This window comes from Mesorhizobium sp. LNHC229A00 (assembly GCF_000502415.1).
Classification (GTDB): Bacteria; Pseudomonadota; Alphaproteobacteria; order Rhizobiales; family Rhizobiaceae; genus Mesorhizobium.
This window is the reverse complement of the sequence record NZ_AYWQ01000017.1, coordinates 50,889-71,735: the sequence shown is the minus strand read 5'-3', so window position 1 is coordinate 71,735 and position 20,847 is coordinate 50,889. Positions and strand designations below refer to the sequence as shown.

Here is a 20,847-nt window from a genome sequence, read left to right as displayed (position 1 = left end):
ACCGAATGCCTCCGATGGAAATCACAGCCCCTGTCCAGATCTAAAAATCAACTTTAGATTGTATGCCACCCGGACGAGAAACACCTCCTCGTGCCACTCTCAACAAAAACAAAAAGAGCATATTTCTTTGCGCGAGCGCACTGAATGCGGGAATATACGACCGACGTTGGTCATCTGATCGTGAAGTTGATGTCGGTCAACGTTTTCGTTTCAGAATTGACCCGCCGTTTGGACAGGGCTAGTTTTTTCATCTGAACTCCGGTTGGCCGTGCGCGAATACCGGCACCGCGCGGAGCGGCGCCGGTAAGTACAGTTCCTTTGTGAAACGGCCCTGCAAGATCCAATTTGCAAACACTGTGGAGCGTGATGGATGGATCCGCAGATCTCGCTTGGCGCGCGCGAAGGCGGTCGTCAAGTTCTATGGGAGGATGGCGAGCGCGCGCTATATCGTGGACTACTGACTTACAACAATGAGCCGCCACGCAATGTGCTTGCTCTACGTTTGACAGCGGCGCTCCCACGGCCGGCGAGCGTCGCTCAACTCTCGCATGAATTCGAACTCAGGGACCACCTCGAGAGTGCGTGGGCAGCCCGGCCGCTAGAACTCGTTCGCGACCGCGATCGAACAATGCTGATTTTAGAGGACCCCGGCGGTGAAACGCTCGACCGGCAAATCGGCGCACCGATGTCCATACCTCAGTTCCTTCAGGTGGCTATAGGCACTGCCGCGGCTCTGAGCCAAGCCCATCACCGTGGGGTCGTCCATAAGGATCTGAAGCCGACCCACATTCTGGTGGATGGGACAAGCGGACGAGTGCGTCTGACTGGATTTGGCCTCGCTTCCCGACTGCCGCGCGAGCGTCAGGCACTGGGTCCACCAGAGGTCATCGCTGGGACGCTCGCTTATATGGCGCCCGAGCAGACCGGGCGAATGAACCGTTCGATCGACTCGCGTAGTGATCTTTATGCGCTCGGAGTCGTCTTCTACCAAATGCTGACAGGCGTGTTGCCATTCACCACATCCGACCCCATGGAACTAATTCATTGCCACATTGCTAGGACTCCAGTGCCGCCAAGCGAACGAGTAGCGAGCATCCCGGGCCCCATCTCCCATATAGTCACAAAGCTGCTCGCCAAGACAGCCGACGAGCGCTATCAGACCGCCACTGGCGTTGAGCATGATCTCCGACGCTGCCTGATGCAGTGGCAAGGCGAGGGATGGATCGCACCGTTTCCCACGGGCGACCTCGACACGCCTGATCGACTATTGATGCCAGAGAAGCTTTACGGGAGAGGGCCAGAAATCGCGTCCTTACTGGACGCCTATAGTCGTGTCGCGACGACTGGCACGCCCGAGTTGATTATGATCTGCGGTTATTCCGGAATTGGAAAATCCTCGGTCGTGAACGAGATGCATAAGTCCCTAGTGCCGTCTCGCGGTCTTTTTGCTTCGGGCAAATTCGAACAGGAAAAGCGCGATATTCCGTACGCAACCGTCGCACAGGCATTCCAGCGGCTGATCCGCAGGTTCTTAAGGGAGAGCGACGCCGAACTGGAAGGCTGGCGCAATGCATTGCGCGAGGCCGTAGGGGCGCAGGGACAGCTTCTAGTCGAGCTCATGCCCGAGCTGAAGCTGATTATTGGCGAGCAACAACCCGCTCCTGATCTCCCGCTGGAGCAGGCCCAGCAGGCATTTCAGATCGCCCTTCGGCGTTTCGTCGGCGTATTCGCCACGGCAGAACATCCGCTGACACTGTTCCTCGATGACCTGCATTGGGTCGATGCGGCGTCGCTCGACCTCCTCGAAAATCTGATGACCCGCTCCGAGCTGCGCCACCTGCTCGTGATCGGCGCCTTTCGAGACGCCGAAATTGACCCGACGCACCCGCTCGTACGCAAGTTGGAGGCAATTCGAGGCGCGGGCGTGAAGATCGAAGAGATCAGGCTGACGCCGCTTAGCCGAAAATATCTTGAAGAGTTTGTCGTGGATGCGTTGCGTTGCGTGCGGGCGCGCGCCGTCCCTCTAGCTCGGATTCTTCATGAAAAAACCGCTGGTAATCCCTTCTTCGTCAAGCAGTTCCTATCCGCGCTTGCCGATGAAGGCTTCGTCACATTCGATCGAACCAGAGGCAGGTGGTCCTGGGACCCCGACCGCATTCGTAGCAAGGAATACACTGAGAACGTGGTCGAACTGATGGTCGGCAAGCTCGGGCAGTTGCCAACAGATACGCAAGCCGCACTGCAGCAACTCGCCTGTCTCGGGACCACTGCCACCACCGCGATGCTTTCGAGGGTGCTCGCAATCCCGGAGAACCATGTCCACACGGCCCTCTGGGAGGCTGCGCGACGCGAGTTCATCGAGCGGAGCGACGACTCATATAGATTCATTCACGACCGGGTGCAGGAAGCTGCCTATTCGCTGATTCCGCAGGAACGACGGGCTGAGACGCACCTTCACATCGGTAGACTGTTAGTCTTGCATACGCCGTCCACGCAGCGAGAGGAGACGATCTTCGACATCGTCAATCAGCTCAACCGCGGCACAGCATTGATTTTCTCAGAGGAAGAGCGGGAACGACTGGCCGAGTTCAATCTGATGGCAGGCAAGCGGGCCCTGGCGTCGACGGCCTATCTTCCCGCACTCAAGTATTTCACGGCTGGCACATCACTTTTGGCAGCCGACGCTTGGGTGGGTCGCCATGAACTCGCGTTTGCCCTCGAGTTCTATCAGGCTGAATGCGAGTTCCTCGTCGGTGAGAGGGGAGCCGCCGACGAACGTTTGAATATGCTTTCTTCCCGAGCAGCAAATACTCTCGAGCGGGCGACTGTCGCGTGCTTGCACATTGATTTGTACACGATCCTTGATCAATGCGACAAAGCGGTTGGCATCTGTATCGGGTATTTGCGTCACTTGGGAGTGAACTGGTCGCCGCATCCAACACAAGCCCAAGTGAAGCGCGAATACGAGAAGATCTGGAAGAAAATCGGCGATCGGTCGATAGAGGATCTCGTCGATCTGCCTTTAATGAATGACGCTGTGTCTCTCGCCACTCTGGACGTGCTCACCAGAATCTTCCCGTCGGCGCTTTTCACGGATGCAAATCTTCTGTCGCTGGCTATCTGCCGCGCGATTAATCTGAGTCTGGAGCGAGGACACGGCGACGGCTCATGTGTCGCTTATGTCTTTTTCAGCAAAATAGCGGGGCCGCAGTTCAACGACTACAAAGCAGGATTTCGTTTCGGTCAGCTCGGCTATGAATTGGTAGACACGCGTGGCCTCGAGCGATTCCGAGCTCGGACCTATCTCTGGTTTGCGCAATTTTCATTGACGTGGACCGAACATGTGCGCGCCAGTCGAGCGCTTATTTGGCGAGCATTCGAAACGGCGACAAAGGTCGGCGATCTGACCTTTACCGTGTATAGCTTCGACAACCTCAATACGAATTTCTTAGCGGCAGGCGATCCGCTTGAAGAGGCCGAGCGCCAAGCTGAGCACGGGCTGGAGCTCGCCGAACGCGCGCGATACAGCCACATAATTGATATCATGAAGACGCAGCTCGGTGTTATCCGAAGTTTGCGGGGGCTGACGTACAAATTTGGCTGTTTCGACGACGGGAAGGTGAGCGAGATTGAGCTAGAACAGGGCTACGCGGCCAACCCAGCAACAAAGCAACCCGAATGTTGGTACTGGATACGAAAACTTCAGACGCGTTTTTTCGCAGGAGAATATTCTTCAGCGTTAGACGCCGGGGCAAGAGCGCACAAATTACTTTGGACGTCCGCCGCTATGTTTGAAATTGCAGAATATCATTTCTATGCTGCGCTTTCTCTTGCCGCTTTTCGCGATTTCATCGTTGCAAAATCTGCCGATCCCAAGTCCCGCTCCTCCGCATTCTCCACCAAGGCTTTCGCGAAAGCGGCTGCCCTAGAGAAGGAGAGTTTGGACACGTTGGCGGCGCATCTGAAACAGCTCGAGGTATGGGCGGAGAATTGTCCGGAGAATTTCGAGAACCGGGCAGCGCTAGTCGGTGCGGAGCTTGCACGGCTGGAAGGCCGCGATCTCGAGGCAGAGCGTTTGTACGAACAGGCTATTCGCTCTGCCCGTGCAAACGGCTTTATCCACAATGAAGCGCTCGCCTATGAAACGGCCGCGCGCTTCTATGCCGCCCGCGGCTTCGAGGACTTCTCCGAAATATATCTTGCAAGAGCACGCGACGGCTATTTGCGCTGGGGCGCATTGGGCAAGGTGAGGCAGTTGGAGGCGGACTATCCGACATTGGCTATCGCCGATCCACATCTCAGTACGAGAGAGGAACCGACACCGGCTCAACACCTCGATGTCGCCGCCGTCCTGAAGGCATCTCAGGCTCTGTCGAGCGAAATTCTGTTGCCACGCTTGGTCGAGCGGCTGATGACGATCGCCTTGCAGAGCGCGGGCGCCGATCGAGGATTGCTGATCCTGCCCCGTCAGAATGACTACAGCATCGAAGCCGAAGCTCGAACAGACGGCGACGGCATCGTCCTGCACTATGGTCATTCCACGGGACCGGTGGCTCCCGAAACCATCATCCGCTACGTCATGAGAACGCAGGAAACAGTGATCCTTGATGACGGTCCCAAGCAACACCTCTTTTCCGATGATCCATATATGAATCTTCGGAGACCGCGATCGGTCCTTTGTCTGCCGCTGGTTCGTCAGGGGATTTTAGGCGGATTGCTTTACTTGGAGAATACCCTGGCGCCTCACGTCTTCACACCCGATCGTGCAACGCTCCTGGAGCTTCTGGGGACGCAGGCGGCGATTTCATTGGAGAACACGCGTCTTTATAGCGATCTTCAAGAACGCGAGGCACGTGTTCAGCGCCTATTCAATGCCAATATCATTGGGATATTCACTTGGTATCTGGATGGCCGGATCGCGGACGCGAATGATGCGTTTCTGCGGATTGTTGGATACCAGAGAGAGGACCTTGTGTCCGGCGCTCTGCGCTGGAAGAACATGATGCCCGATGAGTGGGATCCGGAAGACGATCGTATCATGAACGAAATTCGCGCGACTGGCGTCGCGACACCATTCGAGGGAGAGTACGTCAAAAAAGACGGCAGCCGCGTTCCTGTTCTGATCGGTGCGGCGATCTTTGACGGGCGGCCAACGGAGGGCGTTGCATTCGTCGTAGATCTTACGGACCGACAACGAGCCGAGGAACTGGCTCGCGAAAGCGAGCGTCGATATCACGAAACTGAGTTGGCGCTGGCACACGCAAACCGCGTGACGACAATGGGACATCTGGCGGCGTCGATCGCCCACGAACTGAGCCAGCCTCTTTCCGGCGTGGTTGTTAGCGCTGAAACAGCGATGTTGTGGCTGAGCCAGGGGCCGAACATACCTGAAGCCCAAAAGGCGATCGCTCGTGTTGTTCGGGACGGCACCCGCGCTGGGCAAGTCTTTGGCCGAATCCGGACACTGATCAAAAAAACCCCTCCACGAAAGTCCGGGTTGGCCATAAACGAAGTCATCCTCGAGACTATCGGCCTGACTCACGGCGAAGCTATTAAAAGCGGCGTGTCGCTACAAACGCAACTCAGCGTGGATCTCCCCCAAATTCAAGGCGATCGCGTTCAGTTGCAGCAGGTCGTTCTCAACCTCATTGTTAACGCTCTTGACGCGATCAAAGGCAGCAACGACAGGTCAGGGGAAATTCAAGTGAGTTCAGCCATGTTGGATTCCGGCGAAGTCCATGTATCCGTGCAGGATTCCGGACCGGGGATCGATCCAGTAGACATCGAACGCATCTTTGGAGCGCTCTACACTACCAAGGCTGAGGGACTGGGCATGGGTCTCTCGATCTGCCGCTCAATTATTGAGGCACATGGTGGCAAACTGTGGGCAACGACGGACCTAACTCGAGGAGCCATCTTCCATTTCGTTGTGCCCGTTGAGGGGGGACAGAGTGCTCGGCACTAGGTCGTGAACTCATAAATGCGGAATGGCCGAGATGGGTGGAGTGCCGCCATCGTCGGGCTCAGTCCATCGAACGGCCGTTTTCCCCATAGACAGGATGTCGCCACGGAAGTCCGCCTTCACCCTGATCGATTTCGCGTCGTCAACCTTCAGGGCGGCCTCGACGACTGTGGCTAGCTGTTCGTAGCGCTTCCTGTCCTTTGCGAGAGTCGGGTGATGGTCTTCTGGCTGCAGAGTGCCATCGTCCTGCGCCGATCGCCACCGCAACCAGAGATGCCATTGCTCTTTGACGGCAGACATTTGTTCGTCACTGATCGGGCTTAATAGGAGCGTATCCGCCCAGTCATCCTGATCTATATCCCATTCGCGCATATAGGCATGCGGGAACCCTTTATAGTCGGCGGTCCCCTTCAAGGGTCGACCATAGAAGTCATGAACAGTGTGAACGGCGTCCCACTCGTCGGCTTCAACGGAACTCATCTACCGGCCTTATAGCTATGCCTTCCTCGGCAATGGATCATTCTTTCAACTTGACGCTTTCATATCACGCCAGGTTCTGACTCAGAATCATCATGAGCCGATATGACCTTAGCGACTTCGAATGGCGCGTGATCAAGCCGCTTCTCCCCAACAAACCGCGTGGTGTGCCGCGTGTAGACGACCGACGTGTAATGAATGGCATCTTCTGGGTTCTGCGCTCCGGTGCGCCGTGGCGCGATCTGCCCGAGCGCTACGGCCCACGAACCACCTGCTATAACCGCTTCGTGCGATGGCGGAAGGCGGGCGTGTGGGACCGGCTGATGGGCGCCATCACCTCCGCGCACGACGGTGACATCCAGATGATCGACAGCACCTCCGTTCGCGCCCACCAGCAGGCCGCGACGGCAAAAAAGGGGGGCCAGATCACTGTCTCGGTCGATCGCGCGGCGGGCTCACGACGAAAATCCACGTCGTTGTCGATGCGCAAGGGCTTCCCATCCGGCTCGGCCTGACCGCCGGACAGGCGCATGACAGTCAGATCGCAGATCAACTGCTTAACCACCTCAGCCCCCGCACCATCGTGCTGGGCGACAAGGCCTACGATGCGGATCGCATCCGCTCCTTGATCGAGGAGCAGGGTGCAACGCCCAACATCCCACCTAAAAGCAATCGGCGCTGGAAGCCGTGCTTCAGCAAACGGCTCTACCGCGAGCGTAATCTGATCGAGCGCTTCTTCTCCAAGCTGAAACACTTCCGCCGCATCGCCACCGCTACGACAAGCTCGCCGCCAACTTCCTCGCTATGGTCCAGCTCGCCTCAACGCGCCTGTGGCTGCGTGCTTATGAGTCTACGGCCTAGTGCAGCGGCATAGTAGGGGTCAAACAAGAGCAGTCCGAAGATCGTTCGCTAAGGTGAACTGAACATAGACCCTGGATGTTGTACCCCCGTTTGGGAGCGAGATGCCGTTTTCTACGCCTGCGACGGCCTGCAATTCGCCGTTTTGTGGACCGGCGTAGTCGCAGTGGTGGAGAGTTCGAGGCGGTCAACTACTTCGTGCGGCATCCGTCTTTTCATTCACAGATTCGCCAGACCATACGAGATCGAAGGCACCCCGGCCCGGACCCACTCAAGCACCGTCGCCGTCAGCACAGCCACCGTTGGCGCTGCCAGTCAGTGTTGAAATCCAGCAGAATAGAACCTTCGATCCCGCTTGCGCCGCGCCTCGCGGCGCATCGCTATTTTGCGTTCGCCGCGTCCTCGATCAGCGCGGCCACCTCCTGCGGGTGGGAGACCATTACCAAATGCGAAGCCCCTGGGACGACCACGGTCTTCCGCGCATGGGCGCGGTCGGCCATAAAGGCCATCGCAGCCGGCGGGATGTTGCGGTCTGCGGCGCCGTAAATTGACCAGGACGGAATGGTTTTCCAAGCCGCCCGAACCGCCCGGTCGGCCAGGGCGGCCTGGTTCACAGGGCGCTGCGCCGCAGCCATCAGTCGCGCGTCGGCCTCTGGGACGTCCGCAGCGAACTGAGCGGGAAACTTGTCCTGCTGAATGTACAGGTCCTGCTCGCCGTTTGGCAGATTGACTGGGGCCGCAAGAGCGGGGCCGAGCGTACTTCCCGGAAATTTGCCGGTCAGTTCGAGGCTGCTCTCGCCCACGTCGGGCTCAAAGGCTGCGACATAGACGAGCGCCTTCACATTGGCCTCCTGGTCCGCCATGGCGGAGATCACCGCCCCAGCATATGAATGGCCGACGAGAACAACCGGCCCCTTCACCGAACTAACGACGCTTGCGACATGGGCCGCGTCGCCACCGACGCTTCGCAAGGGATTGGCCGCCGCGATCACTGAGAACCCGTCCCGGGTCAGATCCGCGACCACGCCGTTCCAGCTGGCGGACTCTGCAAAGGCTCCGTGGACCAAGACGATGGTCGGCTTCACGTCGCTGCCGAGGGCGGCAGTGGCGGCAGCCAGGTTAAATGCCCCGACGATCGCGGCGGTCTTGATGATCATGCGCATGGCCTAACCTTTCCAATAAATGCCCCATCATCAGAGCCCGCGCAGTGACGCCAAATCTATTGAACGAAGGTGTCGTCGATACCTTGGTGTCTAAGTGGGTCGGCTTGAACTGCGCGATTCACGATCGGGAGCGAGCCACCATCCCTGTACCGCGTGGTCATCCCGATATCGAAGGGCGTAGACCGGGATGGCACTAAATTGTGCAACAACCCACTGCATGAATGACCAGCCGTCTTGAGGAGATGCTTTGTGACCCAACCTGCCCAGCGCCCGAAGAAGTCATCGCCAGATATAGTCGCCAGATCAGCGAAATGAGCTGCGGCACTGGAGGGCGGTGGGTAGGGCGACAAACCCGCTTTCGTTCACGGTCATACCTTCACAAGCCCCTTACGATTTCACAGCAGTCAACTGATGCTCCATTTCCACCTCGGCCTTCAGGCTCTCGATGTCGCGGAAAATCGAAGCGACAGCTAACGTGCGCCCCGCGCGCTTAAAGCGCACCAGGCAGTCCTTGGCACCAATGTCTCCATCCACCGCGATCTCGTCCCATTGCTCGGCATGGCCGACATAATTGATGGGAACATCGTAATGCTGGCTCCAAAAGAACGGCACAGCCACGAATTTCTCGCGACGGCCGAGCATATTCAGCGCCGCTGTTTGCCCCTGCATCTCTGCGACAACCCAATGCTCGACCCGAATTTTCTCGCCACTGTGAGGATCTGGCCATCGCGCTATGTCGCCGGCCGCGAATATGTCTGGTGCGCTCGTCTCCAGAAAGGCGTTTACGACGACACCGCGGTCAACGATGAGCCCTGCCTTTTCGGCAAGCCTGATCCGCGGTCGCACACCGATGCCGGCCACGACGAAGTCCGCCGTCAACGTATTGCCACTGCTGAGCTTCACCTCGCTGTTATCAATGCTGCTCGCGGTGTCCTCAAGATGAAATACAACGCCATTCTCCTCATGGAGTGCGCGTATGAAGTCGCCCATTTGCGGACCCAGGACCCGCTCCATGGGCCGTTTATCCGGCGCCACGACATGGACTTCGATATCGCGCGAGCGCAGGGCCGCGGCAACTTCCAGTCCAATGAAACTGGCACCGAGGACGACGGCGCGGCGCCCAGTCGCGGCGCGCTCGATGATCGCCTTGCAATCTGCGAACGAGCGCAGACTGTGAACGTGTGGTTGGTCGGCACCGGGAATGGTGAGGCGCACTGGTTCGGATCCGGTTGCAAGGAGCAGCCTGTCGTAGGGGATCCGCGCGCCGTCCGCGAGTACGACCTCGCCGGAAAGTGCATCGATGCTCGCAACGTTCACATTGAGACGCAGGTCGATATCGTTGTTGGAATAAAAGTTTTCGCCGCGAAGCGGAATTGAACCCTCAGGCGCTTTGCCGGCGAGGTAGTCCTTGGAAAGACTAGGCCGATCAACCGGCGGCGCTTCGTCATTGCTGAGCATGACGATGCTGCGTTGATAGTGTTGATGCCTCAGTTTTTCGACGGCTGCGAAACCGGCCGCGCCGCCGCCGACTATGACGATTTTCTCTGGGACCTGACCGGAGCCTTCGTCGCGTTGCTTCAGTACGGCGCGCTTTCGCTTCTCTCCCACGAATATCCGATCATCACGCTGTTCCACAGACCAGCAAACGAGTGGATTGAAAGCGGGGGCGCGCAAGGCCTCGCCTGTGTGCAAATCGAAGCACGCGCGATGCCAGGGACACCGAACGGTATCTTCCACCACCAGACCGTCGACGAGCGGCCCGCCGTAATGTGTGCAGGTCGCCCCGATGGCGAAGACCTCGGCTTCACGTCGCACCAGAAGCACCTGTTCACCCCTGCAATGACCAACCAACTTTCCGCCATCGGGAAGGTCGGAAGATGCAACGCCCTGGGCCAGATCCGGCCCGTTTAATTTCGTATGACCTTCAGCCATTTGGTTCTCCTCGCGGAAACCCGGACCAGCGGTCCGGCGTAAACATCGTCGTTTGATCGCACGCTTCATATGGCTGGGCGCAAGCTGCGAAAGTGCTGAGGGTGACCGATAGGGTTTGCTGGGCCAAGCAATTTGGATATGTTCCTCATTGCGGTTCTCCTATCTGGTCGACGACCGCATGCCTTTGGGCGCGCGGTGTCATTATGAGAGCGGCGCCACGGTCGATCGATTGTACCTAGGTGTCTCCAATACCTTTGGACAGCTCTTCACATCTGCGTGATTAGATTAGTGTGCCTGGCCACGCTAACTTCGCGGGGATCGCAGACATCAGGTTCTTCGATCGAGGGAAAGCCCACTTCCAAGGAGGTCATCGCGTGCTGAAAGGGTCAAGACCGGATCGCGGCTCGTGCTTGAAGGAAGCCATTCAAGGTTGAGCCGCTAGGTTGACAGCAGAGTTCCACTTGATTTGCGGATTTTCGCGGGCCAATTTCTCTTTCCGAGCAAGAGCTCAATCTCCGAGCAACAAGAATCTCAATGGCTGAGGATTCGGAGTACGCATTGGAGCCGCTTCGCGAAGGGGCGGAGTTCACGCTCTACCGCGGCATAGAGCGCGGCAACCAGGTACCGATCTTAGCGGTGGCGGTCGCTGCTGAGCAGCCGTCGCTTCACAGTCTCCGGCGGCTCGAGCACGAATACTCGTTGGCGAGCGAGCTTGATCCAGCGTGGGCGGCTCGGCCCCTCGCGATGACTCGTCACCAAGGGCGAATGCTTCTCATTCTTCAGGATCCAGGCGGTGAACCCTTGGATCGGGCAATAGAGCAGCACAAGGGACACCCGATCGATCTGCCCCGCTTCCTGCGCATAGCCATCGGTATGACAGCGGCGCTTGGCCAAGTCCACCGGCAAGGCCTCATCCACAAGGACATCAACCCGGCGAACGCGCTTGTCGACGACTTCGGTCACGTGTGGCTTACCGGCTTTGGGGTCGCATCCCGGCTCCCCCGCCAGCGTCAGTCGCCTGAAGCGCCCGAATTTATCGCCGGATCACTCCCGTACATGGCTCCCGAACAGACCGGACGGATGAACCGTTCTATCGACTCTCGGAGTGATCTCTATTCTCTGGGTATCACGCTGTACGAAATCTTGACCGGCCGGCTGCCGTTCACCGCTTCAGATCCGATGGAGTGGGTTCACTGCCATATTGCGAGGCTCGCCGACTCGCCCAGCGAGAGGGTAAGCCAAATTCCGCAGGTGCTGTCGTCAATCGTGATGAAGCTTCTCCTGAAGACCGCGGAGGAACGCTATCAGACCGCCGGGGGCGTCGAGGCTGACCTGCGCCGCTGTCTGATGGAATGGCAGCTGCATGGTCGCATTGAACCCTTCCCGCTGGCGGCGCATGACACATCGGGCCAGTTGATGATCCCGGAACAGCTCTATGGGCGGGAACGTGAGATCGACTCTCTGCTTGCGTCCTTTGATCGCGTCTTGGCCGAAGGCATCTCGGAACTCGTGCTGATATCCGGCTATTCCGGCGTCGGCAAATCCTCCGTGGTAAGCGAATTGCATAAGGTCCTTGTCCCGTCGCGCGGACTTTTCGCAGCAGGCAAGTTCGATCAATACAAGCGGGATATCCCATACTCAACCCTCGCACAGGCCTTCCAAACTCTGGTCCGGCAGATTCTCGTCAAGAGCGAAGCGGAGGTGGACCAATGGCGGCGTGTCTTGACTGAGGCGGTTGGATCGCACGGACAGCTGATCGTCAACCTCGTTCCCGAAGTCGAGTTCATCATCGGGAAACAGCCGGCCGTTTCCGACCTGCCACCCCAAGAAGCGCAGAATCTATTTAAGTTGGTGTTCCGCCGCTTCCTTGGTGCGTTCGCCAAGCCGGATCATCCGCTCGTCTTGTTCCTCGATGATCTGCAGTGGCTGGATACGGCCACGCTCGACCTCATCGAGCATTTAATCACGCACCCGGAAGTGCGGCACCTTCTACTGGTTGGCGCCTATCGGGATGACGAGGTCGGTCCCGCTCACCTGCTTTTTCGAACGCTGGATGCAATCAAAAAGGCAAATGCGAGGGTGGGTGAGATAATGTTGGCTTCCCTCGGTCTCAACGATGTCGGTCAGCTTACCGCGAGTGCGATGCAGTGTGACATCGAGCGCGCGTGGCCTTTGTCGCAGCTCGTTCAGGAAAAAACTGGCGGAAATCCATTCTTTGCAATCCAATTCTTGATGGAGTTGGCCGACGAGGGTTTGCTGGTGTTTGACCCCGTTGCGCAAGTCTGGCGTTGGGAACTCGATCGTATCCATGCGAAGGGCTATACCGACAATGTGGTGGATCTCATGGTGGAAAAGCTGAAGCGGCTTTCTCCGCCCACCCTGGAAGTGCTGAAACAACTCGCCTGTATAGGCCACGTCGCCCACATAGCCACCCTAACTCTGGTACAAAATGGACCAGAGGAAGCAATGCACGCGACGCTCCGGGAAGCCGTCTACACTGGTCTCATCGATCAGCTGGACGGCGCATACAGGTTCCTGCATGATCGAATTCAACAGGCGGTTTATTCGCTCATTCCCGACGAGCTCCGCGTTGACACCCACCTACTCATCGGCCGCACGCTGCTGGCGAACATGTCGGGTGATCAGGTTGCCGAGCATCTCTTCAATGTCGTCGGTCAGCTCAATCGAGGCGCTGGACTGCTGACCGACCCGCTGGAGAAAGCCCAGCTGGCGACGCTCAACCTGCGGGCCGGGAGAAAGGCCAAAGCGTCGGCTGCCTATGCGTCTGCTGGCGTGTATCTAGCGGCCGGACTGGCCATGCTCGACGAAAAAAGCTGGGACAGCCAGTACGAGCTAACGTTCAGCCTCTGGTTCGAACGTGCAGAGTGCAATTTTTTGATCGGCGATTTCGAAGAAACCGAGCAATTGTTGGTGGATTTGTCGCAACGCGCGGCGTCCAAAGTCGATCTTGCAATCACCTACCGTCTGAAAGTCCTGCTCTATACTCTGAAATCGGAAAACGCCCAAGCAGTCGACAGCGCACTCTCCTGCCTGCGACTGTTCGGCATTGACGTCGCGGCGCATCCAACACTGGCGCAGGTCCAGGCCGAATACAAGATGGTCTGGCAGACCCTCGGCGGGCGCCCGATCGAAAGCTTGATTGACCTGCCAATGATGACAGATCCAGAAATGCTGGCCGCGATGGACGTGCTGTCAGTGCTCCTCTCCCCAGCTTATCATACTGACTTCCATTTGTGGTGTTTGCTCGCGTGCCGGATGGGGAAGGTGACCATGGAGCACGGAACAAGCGGCGCATCCGCCCATGGCTATGCCGATCTTGGCCAAATCCTCGGACCAGTATTTCGCCGTTACAGCGAAGGTTATCGATTCACCGAGCTCGCCTGCGAACTTGTCGATAAGCACAGCTTCGTCGCGTACCGCGGGAAGGCCTACCATGCGAAAGGAGTAGTCGCCGTCTGGACACAACCGATCGCAACCTCGACAGATCTTCTGCGAACGGCCTTTCGCATAGCAAGCGATACCGGTGATCTGACCGTCGCCTGCTACTGCATGGACAAGTCGATCACCAACTCTCTGATGCGGAGCGATCCGCTCGACGCGGTCTGGCGCGAGGCGGAAATGGGCCTGGACTTTGTCCGGAAAGCTCGGTTCCATGACGTCGCTAACGTAATCGTGGCTCAGCAACACTTCATTGCGACCATGCAAGGCCGTACCTTAACCTTCTCCACGTTCAGTGATGCGCAGTTTGACGGAGCGAACTTCGAAGCGCAAATCACTGCTGATGGCACGGCCACGGCGGCGTGCCTATACTGGATCCTCAAGTTACAAGCCCGGTTCTTGTCGGGCGACTACGTCGAGGCGCTCACGTCAGCCGAGAAGGCGAAAGAACTGCTTTGGGCAGCACCCGTTCATTTCCAGCGTCTCGACTATTTCTACTACACCGCGCTGACGATGTCCGCACTCTATGAGAACGCCTCCGCCGGCGAGAAGCGAGGATGGCATAATGTCTTGGCGCTGCATCTGGAGCAACTGAGCGAGTGGACAGAAAATTATCCACCGACTTTCGATGACAAGCATGCCCTGCTGGCTGCGGAGATCGCCCGTGTTGAAGGACGGGACGCCGCGGCCATGCAGCTTTATGAGCAGGCTATTTGCTCGGCTCGCGACCAAGGTTTCGTGCAGAACGAGGGCTTGGCCTGTGAGTTGGCGGCCAGATTTTACAACGCGCGCGGCTCCGAGACATCCGCCAATGCCCATCTGCGCAAGGCCCAGCGCTGCTATCTCCGCTGGGGCGCACACGGCAAGGCGGCGCAGCTCGATCGGCTTTATCCGCACCTGGCAGCTCCGGAAGGGCAACGTGATGCCGTTGGCTCACCGGTTCAACATCTGGATGCTGCGAGTGTCGTAGTAGCCTGTCAGGCTTTGTCCAGTGAGATCGAGTTGCCTAGATTGATCGAGCGGCTGATGAAGACCTTGATCGAGAACGCAGGCGCGGATCGCGGCCTTTTGATCCTGCCCTCAGGGAATGAATATTTGATCCAAGCGGAGGCGCGAGCGACCGCAGATCAGATCGACGTCATCATGCGTCAAGAACCGATCACCCCGATTACCTGTCCAGAATCCCTCGTCCGCTACGTCATCCGTACACGGGAAAGCGTGATTCTCGATGATGCCTCCAAACCTAACCTGTTCTCCGTTGATGACTATCTGCGCCACCGACAATCGAAGTCGATCCTCTGCGTGCCGCTCATCAAACAAGGGGAGTTGACCGGAATTCTCCTCCTTGAAAATGCGCTGACTTCACACGCGTTCACACCGTCCCGAATTACTGTGCTGGAACTGCTGGCCGCGCAAGCAGCGATCTCGCTTGAGAACACACGTCTCTATAGCGATCTCCAAGAACGAGAGGCGAAGGTTCGACGCCTTGTCGACTCCAATATCATCGGAATATGTATCTTTGATCTTGACGGTCCCATCCTGGAGGCTAACGAGGCCTTTCTCCATATCGTGGGGTATAGCCGTGAAGATGTTATTTCCGGCAGCCTGCGCTGGACCTCCTTGACTCCGGCCGAATGGAGGGGAGCCGACGAACGCGCCTTGGCGGATATGGCTTCTACTGGAACCTGCAGACCTTACGAAAAGGACCTTCTTCGGAGTGACAACAAGCTGGTGCCCGTGCTTGTGGGTGGGGCCACCTTCGACGAACTCCGACATCAGGGCGTGGCCTTCGTCTTGGACCTGACGGAGCGAAAACGCGCCGAGGCAGAGGTGGTGCACGCCAACCGCGTGGCGACGATGGGCCAACTCGCCGCGTCCATTGTCCACGAAGTCAATCAACCTATCGCTGCCACGCTTATGAATGCTGGAACCGCGATGCGCTTGCTCGGCCGTCAGCCGCCAAATTTGGAAGGGGTCAAGCACGCGATCGACCGGATTATCAGGGATGGTAAGCGAACCGGTGACATTGTGAGCCGGATTCGTGACTTCTCCAAGAATGCGCCGGCTCGAAAGGAAGACTTGGAAATCAACGAAGCAATTTTGGAAATTGCGGCTCTAGCCCGTATTCCGATGTCAGAGAAAGGGGTCTTTCAGAAGATGCAACTGGCAGAGGGCCTGCCGCTCATTTTTGGGGACAGAGTCCAGTTGCAACAGGTGATCCTGAACTTGATCATGAACGCCATTGAAGCCATGAGCGAGATTGAGCAGGGATTGCGCGAATTGACGATCAGGACCAGCAAGGCTGAGTCAGGCGGCGTCCTTCTCTCGGTAAGTGATACGGGCCCGGGTCTGTCTCAGGCTAACCCAGAGAGCATCTTTGAGGCGTTTTACACGACCAAGTCCAACGGTTTGGGGATGGGATTGCCGATCTGTCGCTCGATCGTGGACGCGCATGGTGGCAGGCTCTGGGCAACGCCGAACAAACCTCATGGCGCCGTGTTTTCCGTGATGCTGCCAATCGGGGAAAAACCGCTTGAGATCCCATCTGAGGCCCAGGCCCGCTAAAAAGGCGAACCCGACTGGCTGGGCCATTTTGAATGGGGCCGTCGAAACTACGGAAATAATGAGGTCCTAGTCTGAAATTCGCGCCAGTGGGGGACTCAGGACATAGGCTCTCCGTCAAGGAAAGCCCACTTTCCTAAGTGGCCACTGCGTCCTGAAAGGGTTGAGACCGGATCGGGACTAGTGTTCGTAGGACCGCTCAAGGCTGAGTGCTCCGCTAGATTGACAGTACCGCCACAGTTAATTTGCGAATTTCCGCGGGCCAAACTTCGGCACACCGAAGACCTGCCATGCGAACTAACGGTTCAAATTTCACTTCAATCCTGGGGCCTCGGAGACCTCAACCGAATGTGTCAGCCGTAACGCTCATAATGCGGCCAGAGGCCTCCAGGAATTCCAGAAATGCCCTTTCCTCAAAGGATGACGGGTTCCCTGCCTCGATGACGATCGATGCCTGAACCCAGCCCGCCAATCATCGGCATAGGCTCCGTTGTCGTTAGCAGCCGTGGCTATTCGTACGGCAACCGTACCGAGGCCCGTGTTCCGCGCCTATGCCAGCGCGCCAACTCGATAGCGCGATGGTTCGGCTCTACAATCCGTGACATAAGCCGACAGAACCAGCATGCAGGCGACCGCTCGGCTATGCGAGCGCACAACGTCTGGCCTCGCGCGCCGCCCGACACGCGGTTCAAGGTCCGCGAAAGGTTGCCAAAGATGGTCATTGGCTCCTCCACGGAATTGCCGACGACGCGCGATCATGATTTGAGATGAACTCAAGCAGGTCGGCGTTAATTTGATCCTGGTGCGTGGCTGTGATGCCGTGAGGCGCCCCCGGGTAGTAGATGTCCTTGGCGCCGTTGATCAGCTTCGCCGACTTCCGCGCCGAATCCTTTACCGGGACGATCTGATCGTCTTCCCCGTGCAGAACCAGGGTCGGGATATCGAATTTCTTCAGATCTTCGGAGAAGTCGGTCTCGGAGAAGGCCTTGACGCTCTCGTAGGCGTTGAGCAGGCCGGCCTGCATGCTCCAGAGCCAGAACTGGGCGAGCATGCCCTGCGAGACGTTCGTGCCCTCCCGATTGGCGCCGTAGAATGCGACGGCCAGATCCTTGTAGTATTGCGACCGGTCCTTGACGAGGCCAGCGCGAATGCCGTCGAACACGTCGATCGGCAGTCCTTCTGGATTGGCCTCTGTCTTGAGCATGATCGGCGGAACGGCGGCGATAAGAACTGCCTTGGCGACGCGCTTTGTCCCGTGCCGTCCGATATAGCGAGCGACCTCACCCCCTCCTGTCGAATGTCCGACCAATGTGGCGTCCTGAAGGTCCAGCGTGTCGATCACGGTGGCGAGATCGTCGGCATAACCGTCCATGTTGTTGCCGGTGGAGGCTTGGCTGGACCTGCCATGGCCGCGTCGGTCGTGCGCGACCACGCGGAAACCGTTCTGCGCGAGGAAGAGCATTTGGCCGTCCCAGGCGTCGGAATTCAACGGCCAGCCGTGCGAGAATGTCACAACCGGGCCCTTACCCCAGTCCTTGTAGTAGATCTCGGTACCGTCCTTGGCCGTGATGGTGCTCATCGTCTTACTACCTTTGCTTGATTGAGAGGGTGGGAAGGTTTTGCTTTCGGGCATTCCAACCCTAAGCAGCGGCGGGCAGTCCTGCCGCAGCCGTGTCTTTCAGGCCAGCCAACAAGCCATCGCGGCAGCACCCCCCAGCGGAGAAAAATCCATTTCTTAATGCTTTGCATCATGCTTGGCTCTGAAGTCCGGCTCCATTGGACCCAGGTATCGCCGATACCATTGTACCGACGGAGAGCGGGGGTGCGCCCACCCTTGGCGCCGTCCGCCGCAAGCTCCTCACGCATCAACCTCGAGGTCACGTGTCAGAGCCTGGGCGTTGCGGTGAGATGCGTTTGACGCGGAAGCATACCTAGGTATCGGCGATACCAACGTTCAATAGAGCCGACAGGAACTTACTGGCCTGATGGATTGGTGTTGTCTCGATGCGAGCAGCTTTGGCCAAGTCATGAGGAGGTACAGATGTCACCAATGTCTTCGATGTCCACCCGTCGGGAAGTCCTCGCGGCATCCGCCGCGGGGGCTATTGCAATGATTACCTCGGCGGGGTTCGCCGAGAGCGTTTCAACGAGCGGTACATCTGCCGCCATCCGCCCGTTCCAGATCCACGTTGCGGACGCGGACCTGGCCGACCTCAAGCAGCGTCTGAAAGCCGTGCGCTGGCCCGAGCGCGAGACGGTGAACGACACCACCCAAGGCGTTCGGCTCGCGACAATGCAGGCACTGGCACACTACTGGGAGACTGAATACGACTGGCGTAAATGCGAGGCCTACCTCAACGGCCTGCCGCAGTTTGTTACCGAAATCGACGGGCTGGACATCCACTTCATCCACGTCCGCTCCAAGCATGCCAACGCGCTGCCGGCGATTGTCACCCATGGGTGGCCGGGTTCGATCATCGAGCAGTTGAAGATCATCGGCCCCCTGACCGATCCGACTGCCCACGGAGGCAGCGCTGCTGACGCCTTCGACCTGGTGATCCCCTCGCTGCCGGGGCACGGCTTTTCGGGGAAGCCGACGGCACCCGGCTGGGATCCGATCCGGATCGCGCGGGCATGGGGCGAGCTGATGGTCCGCCTCGGGTACACGCGGTATGTGGCGCAAGGCGGCGATTGGGGAAATGCTGTCACCGAGCAGATGGCCCTACAGACGCCGCCGGGTCTCGTCGGCATCCACACGAACATGCCGGCCACCTTGCCGGATGAAGTGTCGAGTGCGCTCGCGGCGGGCGGGCCTGCGCCGTCCGGTTTGTCGACCGACGAACGCTACGCCTGGGATCAGCTCGACTTCTTTTGGAAGCATGGGTTGGCCTACGCTCAAGAGATGGCGAACCGGCCACAGACGCTGTACGCACTGGCCGATTCGCCGATCGGGCTGGCAGCCTGGATGCTCGACCACGATGCACGTAGCTACGACCTGATCGCCCGCGTCTTCGACGGGAAGTCCGAGGGTCTGTCCAAGGAAGACGTCGTCGACAACATCGCGCTCTATTGGCTGACCAACACCGCAGTCTCGTCGGCGCGCCTCTACTGGGAAAGCAAGCTGGCCTTCTTCGCGCCGAAAGGCGTGGCGCTACCCACCGCCGTGAGTGCGTTCCCGGACGAGATCTACACGGCGCCGCGGAGCTGGACCGAGAAGGCGTATCCCAAGCTGATCTACTACAACCGTCTCCCAAAGGGAGGTCATTTCGCGGCCTGGGAACAGCCGCAGGTTTTCGCCAACGAACTTCGGGCCGCGTTTGGGTCGTTGCGTAGCGCCTGACCCTGCCCGTGGAGACTTGTCCGCTCCCCTGACTTCAGGGGAGGTCGGCGCTGCGGCCCGCCCCCGCCACAGGTGGGGCGGGCGCTTGTTTTTCCAGATGGGTGTATACTGGTCGTTGCGGCCGGTTCTCGGTCCAATCTCTGATCAAGTGAGCGTCAAGCGGCGAGCGATGGGGTAGCTTGTGCTTTCTGAATTGAGCCACTTCATTGGCAATTAATTTGCTCGCGGCGCCCTTGGCGTCGCGCGTCGTGGAGGCTCAGTTGCGGCCAGCCGATTCACGTTATCGAGCATGTGGTGGCCGGCTGGAAAACGGTCAGGGCGACTGGAGTGGTGACCAGCGATTGAGCGGCGGACAGAGCGTCCAACCCCCATACGCGCGGACAATCTTCAAAATCATTCCTGTTCGCGAAGCGTTTGAGCGCGAGTCTTTCCGTAGGGGTAGAACAGTTCCTTACGACCCGCCTGCCACGCGTCCCGAAGGTCCGGCGTGGTGATGTCCCAATCCGGCCGGCACTTCATGGTCACCGTTCGCATGTCCTGTCTGAGTTCTTCCACGGTGGGTCTCCCGAAGAACCAATACCCATTGTAGATCTTGTAGACGACAAGCCCCGGCTCCATGACGATAACGTGAGGGATCATGGGGTTGTGAGCGGGATCCGTGTACTCGGCAATATCGAGGTCCTGCTGTACAACGCGCCGCGGGTCCGAGAGAAAAGGCCAATGGGCGCCAACCCCAGAGCGATATTCGTTCGTCTCCAGAAGATTGTCCGTGGTGATGGTGACAAGCCGGCAGTAACCCACTTCCATTTCACGATGGAGCTGGACCAGCCCTTCAGCCTGCCGGCGGTCCCTGGGACAATAGCCACCCCTGCCGAGAACGAGGACCAGGGGGTCGCCTCCCTGTAACTCGGAAAGCGTTCGCCTTGCAGCGGTGTGATCCGAAAGCTCGTAGTTCGGAAAAACAGACCCGGGAATGACATCGGACCGCATATTCATCCTCGCTGATTGTCAGTCAAAATTCAAACCACCAGGCGAATGGGCAAAGAGATTACAAATGCAGGAGGGAGACAAAATCCATTTATACGATAGTGTTG

8 protein-coding genes and 1 pseudogene are annotated in these 20,847 nt (G+C 58.3%); 4 read left to right on the top strand and 5 right to left on the bottom strand.

Translation table 11 applies throughout. The features are described 5' to 3' along the window. The first annotated feature begins 370 nt into the window (after nucleotides 1-370). Nucleotides 371-5,965 carry an AAA family ATPase gene (locus X742_RS144975; RefSeq protein WP_023774417.1) on the top strand — a complete coding sequence of 1,865 codons (5,595 nt, stop codon included), beginning with the start codon at nucleotides 371-373 and terminating at the stop codon, nucleotides 5,963-5,965. A 9-nt stretch (nucleotides 5,966-5,974) separates the two neighbouring features. On the opposite strand, the gene X742_RS144980 is transcribed toward X742_RS144975, so the two are convergent. Continuing rightward, the gene (locus tag X742_RS144980) at nucleotides 5,975-6,442 is read right to left on the bottom strand and encodes a hypothetical protein (RefSeq protein ID WP_023774416.1); all 468 of its coding nucleotides are present in this window, start codon (nucleotides 6,440-6,442) and stop codon (nucleotides 5,975-5,977) included. Nucleotides 6,443-6,534: 92 nt separating this feature from the next. On the opposite strand from X742_RS144980, the pseudogene X742_RS1000000173005 reads away from it, so the two are divergent. Further along, a pseudogene (locus X742_RS1000000173005) lies at nucleotides 6,535-7,300 on the top strand (IS5 family transposase). Nucleotides 7,301-7,677: 377 nt separating this feature from the next. Here X742_RS1000000173005 and X742_RS144990 read toward each other — a convergent pair. Beyond that, a complete protein-coding gene (locus X742_RS144990) occupies nucleotides 7,678-8,460 on the bottom strand; it encodes an alpha/beta hydrolase (protein WP_023774414.1) in 783 nt (260 codons plus the stop codon). Nucleotides 8,461-8,847: 387 nt separating this feature from the next. Beyond that, a complete protein-coding gene (locus X742_RS0138135) occupies nucleotides 8,848-10,392 on the bottom strand; it encodes an FAD-dependent oxidoreductase (protein WP_031248365.1) in 1,545 nt (514 codons plus the stop codon). Nucleotides 10,393-10,926: 534 nt separating this feature from the next. On the opposite strand from X742_RS0138135, the gene X742_RS144995 reads away from it, so the two are divergent. Further along, nucleotides 10,927-16,416, top strand: coding sequence for a trifunctional serine/threonine-protein kinase/ATP-binding protein/sensor histidine kinase (locus X742_RS144995; RefSeq protein ID WP_023774411.1), 5,490 nt, complete (start codon nucleotides 10,927-10,929; stop codon nucleotides 16,414-16,416). Nucleotides 16,417-17,131: 715 nt separating this feature from the next. Here the strand turns inward: X742_RS144995 and X742_RS145000 are convergent. Next, nucleotides 17,132-17,992, bottom strand: a complete 861-nt coding sequence (locus tag X742_RS145000) for an alpha/beta hydrolase (protein WP_023774410.1) — start codon at nucleotides 17,990-17,992, stop codon at nucleotides 17,132-17,134. A gap of 462 nt (nucleotides 17,993-18,454) precedes the next feature. Here X742_RS145000 and X742_RS145005 point away from each other — a divergent pair, with 462 nt between their 5' ends. Continuing rightward, nucleotides 18,455-19,753: an epoxide hydrolase family protein gene (locus tag X742_RS145005; RefSeq protein ID WP_031248360.1), complete on the top strand. Its 1,299-nt coding sequence runs from the start codon at nucleotides 18,455-18,457 to the stop codon at nucleotides 19,751-19,753. A gap of 393 nt (nucleotides 19,754-20,146) precedes the next feature. On the opposite strand, the gene X742_RS145010 is transcribed toward X742_RS145005, so the two are convergent. After that, a complete protein-coding gene (locus X742_RS145010; RefSeq protein WP_031248359.1) occupies nucleotides 20,147-20,743 on the bottom strand; it encodes a redoxin domain-containing protein in 597 nt (198 codons plus the stop codon). Nucleotides 20,744-20,847 lie beyond the last annotated feature (104 nt).

Bases quoted from the DNA above. Each gene is read 5' to 3' on its own strand.
- X742_RS144975 (WP_023774417.1), top strand. From the start codon at position 371: ATGGATCCGCAGATCTCGCTTGGCGCGCGCGAAGGCGGTCGTCAAGTT.
- X742_RS144980 (WP_023774416.1), bottom strand. From the start codon at position 6,442: ATGAGTTCCGTTGAAGCCGACGAGTGGGACGCCGTTCACACTGTTCAT.
- X742_RS144990 (WP_023774414.1), bottom strand. From the start codon at position 8,460: ATGCGCATGATCATCAAGACCGCCGCGATCGTCGGGGCATTTAACCTG.
- X742_RS0138135 (WP_031248365.1), bottom strand. From the start codon at position 10,392: ATGGCTGAAGGTCATACGAAATTAAACGGGCCGGATCTGGCCCAGGGC.
- X742_RS144995 (WP_023774411.1), top strand. From the start codon at position 10,927: ATGGCTGAGGATTCGGAGTACGCATTGGAGCCGCTTCGCGAAGGGGCG.
- X742_RS145000 (WP_023774410.1), bottom strand. From the start codon at position 17,992: ATGAGCACCATCACGGCCAAGGACGGTACCGAGATCTACTACAAGGAC.
- X742_RS145005 (WP_031248360.1), top strand. From the start codon at position 18,455: ATGTCACCAATGTCTTCGATGTCCACCCGTCGGGAAGTCCTCGCGGCA.
- X742_RS145010 (WP_031248359.1), bottom strand. From the start codon at position 20,743: ATGCGGTCCGATGTCATTCCCGGGTCTGTTTTTCCGAACTACGAGCTT.